Here is a 13,608-nt window from a genome sequence, read left to right as displayed (position 1 = left end):
CCCTCTAGTACAACGAGCCGGCGTTAATGACCGGACTCGCTCCGCGCTCCGACACAATCGCCACCATCAGATTGTTGATCATTGCCGCTTTACGTTCTTCGTCGAGCTCCACAACACCGCTCTCTTTAAGCTGGCGGATAGCCATATCTACCATGCCGACTGCACCTTCCACAATAATCTGCCGTGCAGAGAGAATCGCAGAAGCCTGCTGACGCTGCAGCATTGTGCTGGCAATTTCAGTTGAATACGCTAAATGGGTCAGACGCGCTTCAATCACTTCTACCCCGGACAAGGAGAGGCGTTCCTGCAGTTCCGTTGCCAGCTCTTTGGCAATTTCGTCAGCGTTAGCCCGCAGCGACATCCCGGACTCGTTAAAGTTGTCATACGGATATTTACTAGCTACATGACGCAGCGCTGTCTCACTCTGGATTTCCACAAAGGCCATATATTTATCGACATCGAACAGCGCCTTAGCCGAGTTAATGACTTTGAAAACAATTACTGCTGCAATCTCAATCGGATTTCCCTCTACATCATTAACCTTAAGCTTAACACTGTTGAAGTTGCGTACCCGAAGGGATACTGTCTTACGGATACTAAAAGGAATAACTGCCCATAAACCGCTGTGCACAATGGTTCCGACATATTGCCCGAAGAATGTTACCACAACCGACTTATTGGGCTGTACCACACTAATACTGGTGCACAACACCGAAGCAAGGACAAAAAGAATAACCGGCACCGTAATATACTCCTGAACTGCCCCGTAAACCCCGCCCCCGATACAAATGGCGATCAGTGCAATCACCCAGAAACCGCTAACCGGACGCAATACTTTTTCTTTCATAATGGCACCTCCATAAGATATGTATTTGATATAATTATGATATCACTTTTGGATTTATATGTAAATGGGTTCTGTGATATTTTTTGTGCTCATTCCCACAAACATCACTGCATTTCCACCAGCTCTCTTCTATACTACAAATCTAAGAAGTCATTCTTTCAATTAAAATTATAGTGAATAGGAAGTGTACACATGAGTGTAAAAGATCAGGTACTGGATATCCTCAAAACTTCAGCGAATCCGCTCAGCGCAGGCGAAGTAGAAAAGCTCTCCGGACTGGAACGTAAAGCCATCGACAAAGCTTTTACTGAGCTTAAAAAGGAAAATGCAATTGTTTCTCCGGTCCGCTGCAAATGGGAAGCAGCTGTAAAATAAAATGGCTTACAGGTAAGAAATGTGAAAGGCCCGGCGTAATACGCACCGGGCTTTTTTGCATGTGCAACAAACTGCATTTAATGAAGAAAATAAAAAAGATGCTCCGCCAGCCATCCGGAGATGACTGACGAAACACCTTTTGTGAAATGAAAGATTAGGAAGCTTTGTTCTCCAGCATACGATAAATAATTACTGCAGCTTGCGCACGATTCGCGATCGCTTTCGGTGCGAATTTACCGCCGTCGACACCATTTACAATTCCCAGCTGAGTCAGCTGTGCAACAGCTTCCTGAGCATAAGAGGCAATGGAGGACTTGTCAGCAAATTGTCCAAGGGCTGCAGAAGTGTCAATCTTAGGCAAATCTCCTGCAAGAGCATTGACAATCATAATTGCCATTTCTTCGCGGGTAATTTCACGTCCCGGTTCGAATTTGCCGTTTCCGGAGCCTTTGACAAGGCCCGCTTGGACAGCAGCAGCGATAGAGTCGGTATACCATGCTCCCTGCTTCACATCCTTGAAGCTTGCGGATGCACCGGAGTTGCTCAGGTTCAGAGCACGAACGAGCATCGTAACAAATTCAGCACGGGTAACGTTCTTCATTGGTGCGAAGTTACCGTCCTCAAGTCCCTTCAAGATCCCTTTTGCAGCCAGGGAGGTGATGGCTTCTTGAGCCCATACCACCTTGCTCAGATCCTTGAACGGTACTGCCGAAGGAACCGGCTTCACTGTTGGTGCCGGTGTTGCCGAAGGTGCAGGGCTTGTTGTTGGTGCCGGTGTTGCAGTTGGTGTTACTGTTCCGCCTGGGATGGCTACAGGAGGCTTCACATTATTCGTAATACGGCCTTCGATTTTGGCTGTAATGGCGCCGCCTTTGAATGTGTCTACGATGTAATCATAGAATACATCCAGATCGATCGGACCGGCCAGCGGGTTTTTGTCTTGAGTCAGCACGGTGTAGTTGTCTCCACCGGCAGCCATAAAGTTGTTGACGACTGCGGTGTAGGTCTGCGTCATGCTGATTGGTGTGCCGTCAGCTTTGGTCAGGCTGGCAATCCGCTGATCAACCGGCAGATACATATTAGCTGTATACTTCAGGCCGGAAATTTGCAGGGTTTTCGTATCCGGCGTTCCGTCAGCCTTCACAGCCCATTGCTGCTGCAGCAGGGTTTTGATCTGCTCACCGGTAAGCTTCAGCTTCACGAGTGTGTTGCCGAACGGCTGGATTTTGGCCAGATCGCCGAAAGATACATTTCCCTTCGGAAGATCGGCACGGATACCGCCCGGATTCATAAAGGCGAAATCAGCAGTAGGGACTCCATCGCCGAAATCTGCCTGCCGCATAGCGTCCGCAATCAGGTTACCCAGGGCAGCCTCATTGGTGTAAGCATCGGTACGGGTGATTGTGCCGTCAGTTGTACCCACAGGAAGCGTCAGCTCAGGATGCAGAGCCAAGTACTTGTTCACCAGCGCTACCGTCTCAGGATCTGGTGTTACACCCTCTTGGAAAGTTTTAGTAACAGTTGCAGACTTCGCTTTAACATCACCTGTGTTGTGGTCAATAATCAGCTTAATATCTTCAAATGCCGAACCGTAAGAGTAAGCCTGAACTACCAGCTTACCGTTCACAGTATCGTTAGCATAACCGTGATTATCTCCGGCCACGATCACATCAACCGGCGAGTTAGCCGGCAGGGCTTTGGCCAGATCAGCCGCTTCACCTGTTGTTACAAAGCCTGTAGTTGCATCGCCTTTAGTTGTAGCAGGATCATGGGCAAGCACAATGATCGTCTCTACACCTTTTTGCTTAAGCTCTTTTGCATATTTCTCAATTGCTGCCACTTCTTCCGAAGCAGACAGGAAGTTTACACCTACCAGGCCGGAAGGGGCTACCTTGCTAGGTGTCGCCTTTGTTACAACGCCGATAAATCCGATTTTTACGCCGCCTACTTCTTTAATGACGTAAGGATTGATGATCGGTTGTTTGTAAGTACTGTCTACCACATTGGCATTGATGTAATCAAAATCAGCACCAGCATGGGTTATTTTACTGTTCTTAGGATCAACACCACCGAAAATCTGTGTTTTCAGTGCTGGAACACCTTGGTCAAACTCATGGTTACCCAGTGTTCCGACATCAAATCCCATCATGTTCATCCACACATGTGTTGGCTCATCACGTTCAAGTGAGGACACTGGAGCGGATGCACCAACGGAATCCCCGTTGTGGAACAGCAGCGAATTCGTATATTTAGCACGTGCTTCTTTCAGGTAAGTTGCGAGAATCGCAGCCGTACCCGCATTTTTGCCGTCCATAATCGAAGTCGTATCCAATTGACCGTGGAAGTCATTGATCCCCAGCAAGTGAACCTCAACATCCTGGGTTGGTTTCACCGGTGTTTCTTTCAGATTAAGGCCGTAAACTTCAAAGCCCTTCACATCTTTAACACCAGTATCCGTCATATTGCCCGGCAGTACCGCAGAAGCTTTCGGAGAAGAAATGAAGGTAACATTCACATTCCCCTTGATTGGTGCAATCGACCAGTTGCCGTCCGCAGTCGGGTCAACCGTACCCGCTTCTCTGATGTAGTCCATCAGCACCTGGCGGTTTTCCATTTGGGAATCGATAATCATCGGCGAACCTTTAACGCCAGGGAAATTACCGCCGCCGCTTGCTCGGTAGTTGTTAGTAACAACTACAAACGGCTGATTTAAATCAAGCGGCTTTCCACCGTAAGTTACGCTGGTTACCCGGCTGGAGGATGCATCGTTGATCGTACCGTCCGGTTTGTATTTCGCGTTCTTTGTTACATCGATAGTGTATTGAACACCGTCAATTACGTCGAAGTTGTACACTGCAAAGGCGGAATTCAGCAAAGATTGCGGTGTAGAAATAGCCGGTTTAATCCGGTTAAACGCACCTGCACTCATTTCGATCCACTCTTTTACCGTAGCGCCGCTAACAACAATCGCCTTCAGCGTATTGTCGTACAAGTACAAGTCACTTGCACTGGCGATAGTCAGATTTCCTTCATTAATCTCAGTGTATTCCGACGGACCGTTGCGTCCAGCCTTAAACGGAGCACCCACACTAAGAATAGGATAATCCTTGTATTTAGACAATTCCGGATCCGAATTGATCAGATTCGAAACATAACGCTGCTGGGCGTAGGTTACGATCTGAACTGTAGGATCATCCTGTACCATGGCGAAGTAGCTGTTCATCGGAGCAGTGGTTTTACCCAGCGGCTGATTCACATAAGCTTTGGTCGCTTCATGGTCTGCAGAAGTTACGGCATCAATCGCCGGATCGGCTTTTACACCAGCGATGGAAACTGTGGATGCCTTAGAGCTTTCTTTATCCACTTTCCACGCACTACCGTTTTGAACAATCTTAAGGTCGATCAGACCCAGATATCCGCCGCCGTAACCGGCTTGTACCGCTGGAGTCCCGTTGATATGACCGTTAACATTGTCAATTTTGGCAACATCATTATTATAAGGAGCCTTAGTCGCAGGATCTTTGAAGGAAGCATCCAGCGTGGTGTCATTTCCAGTCGGGAACACCTTGTGTGTATGAGAGAAAGTAATAGCGTCGATGTCTGCTACTTTACTCAACTGGTTGATGTCATTCTCGGCACCTTCTCCAGTCGCCAAAGCATCAAAGCCTGTGTGAGCCATGGCGATGATAACATCAGCACCCTTAGCTTTCATCTCAGGAACAAACTTCTCAGCTGTTTCACTGATATCTTTAACTATCACTTGGCCATCCAGATTCGCTTTGTCCCACTCCATGATTTGCGGAGTTACCAGACCAAGCAGACCCACCTTTACGGTATGGTTTTGACCGTCTGAACCCTTAACTACTTTATCGATAATTTCATAAGGCTGATACTTATTTGAACCATTCGTGTTATAGATATTGGCATTTACATAATCAAAATTTGCACCTGTATTATCTTTGCCGCTGCCATTAATGGTACGGTCCAAATACGTCAACCCGTAGTTAAACTCATGATTGCCGAAGGTTGCTGCATCGTAGCCCATAACGTTCATAGCCGCAATGAGAGGATGAATCCGTTCATCGTTAGTAAGTAGATCCGACTTGATTGCCATATATGTTCCCAGCGGAGTTCCTTGAATCAAATCTCCGTTGTCGAGCAAAAGATTATTGCTGTTCTGTTCTCTGGCTGCTTTAACCAGTGTTGCCGTGCGGTCAAGGCCTACCGTCAAGGATTCAGCATTCTTGTAATAATCCCAGCCGTATACATTGGTGTGCACATCCGTAGTGCTCATCAGACGCAGATCGACTGTCACCGGAGAGGCTTCTACCGCGGCAGCTTGTGCTGTATCTGCTCCCAAAACTGAACCTGCGAATACCCCTCCCAAAACTTGCGCAGTCAGAACCGTGGTTGCCAGTATAGAAGCTACCGGCTTGTTCCATCGTCTTTCTCCCATAAGCGATTAATCCTCCCAGTTTTTTCTTTATAGTGACCGAGGAAGATTGTATCATATGGGAATATATGAATCTAGCGAAAATCATAAACTAAGTTCAATAGTTGTGTAAAATATCACATTTTTAGCATTGAATTTAGTTATGATGCCTCATTTAAAAGTAAACAAATGGCAAAAGGTGCATCCTAACTTTAATTCAAAAGGTAATTTTTATAACTCATTAAGTAATATAACATTACACATGTATACAAATATAATTACTCACGGATTTAAATATAGTATATTTTAGTGAAACTTTAATCAAAAATAACCTACGCCCTTCATAGGATGTTAGATAATATATAAGAGTGTGGATTTTATTTCAATAAAACACCAAGGGTTGGAATTAATGTCCTATACATCCATTGTGTCGCCTTACGTCACAATTCGACAAACCGTGCATAATAAAACCCCGCCAAACAGTGGATCACTGCTTGGCGGGGTCTATGCGCATTTGTATATATTAGTTCTGCATTACAAAATCATTGTCGATCTTCGTGTTCCCGTCCTCGAAGGTACGCAGAATGTCGTAGCGTGTGTTGCGCTGTGCCGGAATTTTGCCTGCTTCACGGATCAGCTGGGTGATCGATTCGATGTTGACCTTGTAGGTGGCACCGGCCGATGAGACCACGTTTTCTTCAATCATGGTGCTGCCAAAATCATTACAGCCGTATTGGAGTGACAGCTTGCCGACCTCCGGTCCCATCGTTACCCAAGAGGACTGGAAGTTTTTGATATTGTCCAGGACAAGGCGGCTGATAGCCACCGTCTTCAGGTATTCTTCCGGAGTCTGTCTGTCCAGCTTCAGGTTGGTGTTATCCGGCTGGAAGGTCCATGAGATAAATGCCAGGAAGCCCTCGGAATCATATTTATTCGCAATGCATTCATCTTGGGCTTCGCGAACACGCAACAGATGCAGTGCGCGCTCCTCCATGCTCTCACCAAGACCGATAACCATAGTTGCCGTAGTGTTCATGCCGATTTTGTGCGCAGTCTGCATGACATCCATCCACTCGCGCCAGGAGCCTTTGAGCCGGCTGATTTTGCGGCGGGTACGGTCATCCAGAATCTCGGCTCCGCCGCCCGGAAGGGAATCCAAGCCTGCGGCATGAATCTCGCGGACCACTTGCTCCAGCGGTAAGCCGGACACTTCGACCATCTTCATAATCTCTGCCGGAGAGAAAGAATGCATGGTGATTTCCGGGAAACGCTGTTTAATGCCGCGGAGAATATCCGTATAGTAGCTGAACGGCAAATTCGGGTTCGTTCCGCCTTGCATGAGGATTTCCGTGCCGTTCACAGCAATCGTCTCGGCGATTTTTTGATAGATCGTTTCGTCTGGAAGCACATACCCTTCCTCCGAACCAGGTCTGCGGTAGAACGCGCAGAATCGGCAATACACATCACATACGTTGGTATAGTTAATATTGCGTCCAATTACAAATGTAGCGATCGGATCGGGGTGCCAGCGTTTCATAATGACATCTGCGGCAGCGCCCATTTTCTCAATTTCGTTGCTCTCGAACAACCGGATAGTGTCTTCCAGCCCGAGACGTTCGCCTTTCAGCGTCTTATCCAGAATAAGATCTATCGCACTCATCGTTCGCAGCCTCCTTTAAAGTCCATACAATATGGTTGATAAATTCTAGTTGTTGATAGAAATCTTATAATTGCATTCGTTCTCCCATCGTAACATAAATCCCGGCGGGTTGAAAAATCTTTTACTGCCGCCCGCCCCGGCTCCCCGTAAAAAAACGGCAGCGCATGAATCGCGCTGCCGTCTTCCTTAAATAGTTACTCAGCTGTCACCGCTTGCTCCAGCTCGATCCGTGCCGCTTCCAGCGCCTGGGCAAGATCGGCAATCAGATCGTTCACATGCTCGATGCCGACGGAGAAGCGCAGCAGCCGGTCATCCACACCAACCGCATCGCGGATTTCCACCGGAATGTCAGCATGGGTCTGCACTGCCGGATAGGTCATCAGCGATTCCACACCGCCCAGGCTCTCAGCGAAAGCGATCAGACGGATATGGCGCAAGAGCGGCTCCACATATCTGGCGTCTTTTACTTTGAAGGAGAAGATTCCGGTATTGCCGGAGGACTGGCGGTTCTGAATCTCGTAGCCCGGATGATCCGGCAGCCCCGGATGGAATACCTCTCCGATTGCCGGATGCTCCAGCAGATAACGGGCAATAGCTAGCGCGTTACTCTCATGCCGCTCCATACGCAGGGCCAAAGTCTTCATCCCCTTCATCAGCTGATAGCTGTCGTTCGGTGCAAGCACGGCACCAAGAGAGTTATGCAGGACGGCCATTTCTGCCGACAGCTCGGCGCCTTTGGTCACGATCAGACCCGCCAGAACATCATTGTGGCCGCCCAGATATTTGGTCGCGCTGTGGACAATAATATCTGCGCCCAGCTCCAGCGGACGCTGGAAGAACGGAGTGAGCAGCGTATTGTCTACAATCGTGAGCAGCCCATGCCGGCGGGCCCACGTACAAACAGCCGATATATCGGTTATCATCATCAGCGGGTTGGTCGGAGTCTCAATGAATACAGCCTTCGTATTCGGACGGCGGGCCGCTTCAAGGCCATCCAGGTCATTAGTATCCACATAGGAGGCGCTGATGCCGTACTTCGAGAGAATCCGTTCCAGCAGGCGGTAGGTGCCGCCATACAGATCCAGCGAAACAACCAGATGGTCGCCTTGGCCGAACAAAGCAAACACGGTGGTCAACGCAGCCATACCGGAGCTGCAGGCAAAGCCGGCATCACCGGATTCCAGCTCGGCCGCAGCCGTTTCCAGCACCGAGCGGGTCGGGTTTTTGGTACGGATGTAATCGAACCCTGTGCTTTGTCCAAGTCTCGGGTGACGGAATGCCGTTGCATTATAAATCGGATAATTCACTGCACCGGTAGCAGGATCCTCCTGTGAGCCAATCTGCGCCAGTCTGCTTTCAATCCTTAGTTTCTCGTCCATGGGTAAGCCTCCTAAATGTGGTGTTGAGCATTCTCTTCTCATCTATGATTAAATGATTGGACCAATATCGTAAGGGGTCTCTTGGTATACATAGTAATTGAGCCAATTGGCGAACAATAAGTTAGCATGGGCACGCCATACGGCCGGCGGGGTGCGCTGCGGGTCATCCTTTGGATAGTAATGCTTCGGCAGTGCAATATCCATTCCCTTGGCGATATCGCGGTCATACTCCCATTTCAGGGAGAATGGGTCATACTCGGAGTGACCAGTGACAAAAATCTGCCTGCCGTCATGCGTTGACACAAGATAGACTCCGGCTTCTTCGGATTCAGCAAGAATCTGCAGATCGGGATTCGCTTCGATATCTTCCCGGGAAACGTCAGTGTGGCGGGAATGCGGAACATGGAACACCTCGTCAAAACCGCGCAGCAGCTTGAAGTTATTATGGCTCAAGGTGTGCGGGAAGACGCCGAAGCATTTCTCGGGGAGACTAACCTTGCGCACGCCGAAGTGGTGATATAATCCAGCCTGTGCCGCCCAACAGATATGCATAGTCGAGGTGACATTGTGCTTGCTCCATTCAAATATTTCTTTCAGCTCTTCCCAGTAATTCACATCCTCAAATTCCATTTGCTCTACGGGGGCACCGGTGACAATCAGTCCGTCCAGACGGCGGTCACTGATTTCATCAAACGTTTTATAGAAACTCTTCAAATGCTCCGGCGAAGTATTTTTGGAAGTATGCGAGCTGGGATGCAAAAGGATCACATCCACCTGGAGCGGGGAATTCCCGATCAGGCGCAGCAGCTGCGTTTCTGTTGTTTCCTTGGTAGGCATTAAATTCAGGATAGCAATCCGTAAGGGACGGATGTCCTGATGAAAAGCCTGGCTCTCATCCATTACAAAGATATTTTCTCCGGATAATATTTCTTTGGCCGGTAAGCTGTCGGGAATTTTGATTGGCATTGCAGTGTCCACTCCTTAATCGAATTAGTGTCCTTCCATTGGCTGAAAAGCATGCAAAAAAGACCTTTCTCGCACGAGAAAGGTCATATAGCTGTAGTCATATGTGCCTCTCTCATCTGCCAGAGAACGATGCCGGGATATATACTTCCCCTGCATAGCTTCCGCAAGAATTAGCACCGTGCGTTTACACGCCGGTTGCCGGGTTTCATCGGGCCAGTCCCTCCACCTGCTCTTGATAAGATTTAGCTGTATTCAATTATTTTCTTAAAATTCACTTTAAATCATGAACCTGCTTTTCGTCAAGTCCATACAATGCTGAAGAGCCCCTAAACTGTAAAGAATTTAGCTTGTAAGAGGCATATCCCGGCGTTATACTAGACAAGTGTTTCACAGCACAATTGACGAAAAGAAGAGGTGAGTAAAGAATGGAAGGCGACCCGGGTGCGCAGTTAAGCGTACAAAGTGAGCAACCACACAGGATTAACATCAGCTTGCCGGCGGCGGGAGCATTTCTTCTTTATGTCCTCGAAACGTCATTCTGGCCGATTCATTGATTGTACCACCGGCCAAGCTGATTTTTTCCGTGTGCTTTAATTAGCATACCCCTGGAGAAGAACGGGGACAGAAGGAGTGAATCAGATGAAAATCCGGCTGGTGAATGCAGGGGTTTTTACACCGATCGATGATATTGAGGAAACACTTACCGCCCCTTTAGAAGGGTTCTACTGGATCGATGCCGATGACGAGGATTTGGAGCTGCTTCAGCCTCTGTATAATCTGCATGATCTGGCCGTTGAGGATTGCCTCAGCGAGGAGGAACAGCGGCCGAAGATTGAAATTTATGAGAGCCATTATTTTATTGTAGTCAACAGCATCCGTTTTGATGATGAGGAGATTTTCCTCCGGGCGCTTAACGTTTTTCTGGGCAGACATTTCATCATTACCGTCACCAAGCAAAAAATTCATGAGCTGCGTGTCCTGAAGCCCATTCTGTGGGAACAGGAGGTCAGCGAACCTGACCGGTTCCTTTACCATCTGATCGACACGGTCGTAGATAATTACTTCTCGGTCGGCGACCGGATTGAAGCACGGATCGAAAAGCTCGAAGAGGATATCCTCATGCACACCAAGAAATCGCACTTAAGCGAAATCATCGGTCTGCGCAGTGAAATCCTGTGGCTGAAGAAGATGTTGGGGCCGCAGAAGGAAGTTATCAACACACTAAACAAAAAAGACCTCCGACTGATCGATGATCAGCTGCAGAAGTACTTCAGCGATATTTATGAGAATGCGGTTAAAATCTCTGAAACATTCGAGACCTACCGCGACCTCATGGGCAACTTGCGCGAAGCCTACCAATCCAGTATCGCCAACCGCGCCAATGAAATCATGAGAGTTTTTACCGCAATTACTACAATATTCATGCCGCTGACCGTAATTACCGGGATCTACGGAATGAACTTTGACAATATACCCGAGACCCATTCACAATATGGCTACTATGGCGTAATTGCCGTAATGGTAACGCTCGGCTGTGGAATGCTGTTTATTTTCCGCAAAAAGGATTGGCTATGAGCACTAACGGACGAATACGCTAAGGCGAAGGTTACCGCTACCGCAAGGTAGGAGGAAACCTTCGCCTTTTTGGTTAGGTCACAAACACAAATAGCACATTTCCGGCATGACGCTGATCAGCGTCAAGCCTTATCCGCTTCCTTCATCTCAGCAAATAAACGTTCTGTATCCTCGCGCTTGCACAGCTCCCGCTCCGGGTTCATCACGGCCGCGCTGCCGGAAGCGATTCCGAACTGGACGGCTTCGCGCAGAGGCCACCCGCGCTCCAGACTATATACGGTCCCTGCTACCAGACTGTCTCCTGCACCAACGACGCTAAGCACCTGAACTTCAGGAGCATTCAGATGCTCACAGCCTTCCCTGGTAATCAGCAGTGCGCCTTGTCCGCCTAAAGAGACCACCACCACTTCGGTCCGTCCCTGTTCAATCAGCTCCAGCGCAGCTGCCTTTAATTCTTCATCACCAGCGATGCCGTGCCCTACAAGCTCTTCCAATTCACGCGCATTCGGTTTCAGCAGGTAGACACCGGCATCGGCAGCGTATTGCAGCGCTTCTCCTGATGTATCGACAATCACCCGGGCGTTCCACTGCTTCGCAGTTTCTACGACGCGCCCATAGAAATCCACCGGACACCCCGGCGGCAGGCTGCCGCTGGCGACAATATAGGTTGGCTTCTCCGTTAAGGCTTTTAGCTGCTCCAGGCACTGTATCCAGTCCCCTTCAATAAAATGCGGGCCCGGCATGTCGAAGCGGAACTGCTGGCCCGTTGATTCCTCAACAACGATCAGATTTTCGCGCGTCTGCCCAGAAATCCGGATTTCCTGTTGGCGCACGCCCTCTTGCTCAAGCATATGCTGCAGCAATTGTCCATGCAGACCGCCCGAAGCATAAAGAGCCAGAGATTCTCCACCTAATCTGCGGATCGCCCGGGACACATTGATCCCGCCCCCTCCCGGTTTATATGAGGCTTCCCGGCAGCGGAGTTTATGGTCCGGAACTACCCTTTCAATGCTCGTGCTGGCATCCACACTAGGATTAACTGTCAACGTCACAATCATATGAATCGCTCCTTTTGTAATCGCGCTTACCAGTATCATAACGCAAATAAGTACTGATTCCTAAAGGGGCAATAATACATCATTCTCTGATTAAAAACTCGTCGCCATGCCTATTCCCGTATCCTGTATCCGCCGGAAACGGATGCGGATCAGCCGCAGGCGTTCATAATACAGATCCAGCCCCTCTGCCGGCGAGAAATTCTCACCGTAAGCTTTATAAAGCGCTGGCTTCAGATAGGAATCACCCATCAGCTCATAGGCAGTCCAAATGCGGTTCTGTTCATCCGCCGTAACTCCCCGCAACTCAAGCTCGATCAGCTTCTCCACCGAATATCCCTCCTTCTCCAGCTCTTCAACAGATTCGAGCACTTCACGGCGGCTGACTCCGCTGGACGCCTTCAGCTGCTCCATGTCCAGGCCGTTCTCAATGCCCTGAAGCAGGATCCGCCGCAAACGCAAACGTTCCAGCTGCTTCTTATATTTGATCTCTTTCTGCTTAAAGAGCCAGGAGGAGAATTCCTCATCATCCACTGCTTCAAACACCCAGTTCAGCGGATAATTATGCTCCCTGGGTACACCAGCGGTGATATTCAGCCATTCCCCGCCATGCTGCGAAGCCTTTCCTTCCCCGACACCAGGAATTTGCAGCAGCTCCTCAGGCGTGCGGGGCAGGTAAGCGCTGAGCATACGCAGCAGACGGTTACTGGCAAGAATATACGGTGCTTTCCGTTCGCTGGATGCCTTGCCCCGGCGCCAGGCGCACAGCTCCTCATAGACAGCCTCATTACCGTGATGTTCACTGTAATACTGCAGTTGCAGCTGCTCACGGCTGCGCTGGGCCAGGTTCTCCTCGTCGTGAAACACTCCGTCAATCAGCGGACGGTAGCCGGCACCCATCTTCACCGCCAGCTCATGCCTGTAGACGCAGAGCATTTCATTCCACGAACCGCCCTCATACCAGATATGCTCATCCGTTTCAAGACTGCCCGCGAAATCCTTCCAGCCCAGGCGCCATACTCCCTCCTCCTCGCCAATCCAAAGCTGGGCAAAAATTTCCTGTTCTACTCCAGATATTCTGGATAACCGGTTCATAAATACAATCTGCATATGAATCCCTACCTTCCTCGTCTTACAGCAAGCATGATTGCTGCGCCGGCCGGCGGCCCCGGTGTAACCGGAGCCTCCGCAGCTCCAATCCATCTCCTGAACGCACAAAAAGCACCTCCTTCACGATTATCGTGAAAGAGGTGCTTCCTCTGAATGCTATACTGTTGAATCCTACAATACCATAAATTTCCGTACAGTCAATCTCTTTT

At 49.2% G+C, this 13,608-nt stretch carries 9 protein-coding genes and 1 riboswitch; of the genes, 2 read left to right on the top strand and 7 right to left on the bottom strand.

Annotated elements, in window-relative coordinates:
• Window positions 1-4: 4 nt before the first annotated feature.
• A complete protein-coding gene (locus QU597_RS09065; RefSeq protein ID WP_310832344.1) occupies window positions 5-847 on the bottom strand; it encodes an SPFH domain-containing protein in 843 nt (280 codons plus the stop codon).
• A gap of 192 nt (window positions 848-1,039) precedes the next feature.
• On the opposite strand from QU597_RS09065, the gene QU597_RS09060 reads away from it, so the two are divergent.
• Window positions 1,040-1,222, top strand: coding sequence for a transcriptional regulator (locus QU597_RS09060; RefSeq protein WP_310832343.1), 183 nt, complete (start codon window positions 1,040-1,042; stop codon window positions 1,220-1,222).
• 154 nt (window positions 1,223-1,376) lie between these two features.
• Here the strand turns inward: QU597_RS09060 and QU597_RS09055 are convergent, their stop codons facing one another.
• The 4 genes from QU597_RS09055 to metA all read right to left on the bottom strand — a co-directional run bounded on the left by QU597_RS09055 (window position 1,377) and on the right by metA (window position 9,659).
• Window positions 1,377-5,678, bottom strand: coding sequence for a bifunctional 2',3'-cyclic-nucleotide 2'-phosphodiesterase/3'-nucleotidase (locus QU597_RS09055; protein WP_310832342.1), 4,302 nt, complete (start codon window positions 5,676-5,678; stop codon window positions 1,377-1,379).
• Window positions 5,679-6,177: 499 nt separating this feature from the next.
• Window positions 6,178-7,314 (bottom strand): cyclic dehypoxanthinyl futalosine synthase, encoded by a 1,137-nt coding sequence (mqnC, locus tag QU597_RS09050; protein ID WP_236333732.1) that lies wholly within the window; start codon window positions 7,312-7,314, stop codon window positions 6,178-6,180.
• Window positions 7,315-7,508: 194 nt separating this feature from the next.
• Window positions 7,509-8,693: an aminotransferase class I/II-fold pyridoxal phosphate-dependent enzyme gene (locus QU597_RS09045; protein WP_310832341.1), complete on the bottom strand. Its 1,185-nt coding sequence runs from the start codon at window positions 8,691-8,693 to the stop codon at window positions 7,509-7,511.
• Between the two features lie 48 nt (window positions 8,694-8,741).
• A complete protein-coding gene (gene metA, locus QU597_RS09040; RefSeq protein WP_310832339.1) occupies window positions 8,742-9,659 on the bottom strand; it encodes a homoserine O-acetyltransferase MetA in 918 nt (305 codons plus the stop codon).
• A gap of 109 nt (window positions 9,660-9,768) precedes the next feature.
• Window positions 9,769-9,901: riboswitch (SAM riboswitch) on the bottom strand.
• Window positions 9,902-10,298: 397 nt separating this feature from the next.
• Between metA and corA the strand changes: the two genes are divergently transcribed.
• A complete protein-coding gene (corA, locus tag QU597_RS09035; RefSeq protein WP_310832338.1) occupies window positions 10,299-11,234 on the top strand; it encodes a magnesium/cobalt transporter CorA in 936 nt (311 codons plus the stop codon).
• Window positions 11,235-11,356: 122 nt separating this feature from the next.
• On the opposite strand, the gene QU597_RS09030 is transcribed toward corA, so the two are convergent.
• Both QU597_RS09030 and QU597_RS09025 read right to left on the bottom strand, forming a co-directional pair.
• Window positions 11,357-12,292 (bottom strand): 1-phosphofructokinase family hexose kinase, encoded by a 936-nt coding sequence (locus tag QU597_RS09030; RefSeq protein ID WP_310832337.1) that lies wholly within the window; start codon window positions 12,290-12,292, stop codon window positions 11,357-11,359.
• A gap of 90 nt (window positions 12,293-12,382) precedes the next feature.
• Complete coding sequence (locus tag QU597_RS09025; RefSeq protein ID WP_310832336.1) at window positions 12,383-13,507, bottom strand: HRDC domain-containing protein; 1,125 nt, start codon at window positions 13,505-13,507, stop codon at window positions 12,383-12,385.
• Window positions 13,508-13,608: the final 101 nt, after the last annotated feature.

It is taken from the genome of Paenibacillus pedocola (genome assembly GCF_031599675.1).
GTDB classification, from domain to species: Bacteria; Bacillota; Bacilli; order Paenibacillales; family Paenibacillaceae; genus Paenibacillus_AQ; species Paenibacillus_AQ pedocola.
Note: the sequence above shows the minus strand (reverse complement) of the source record. Positions and strands in the feature narration are given on the sequence as shown.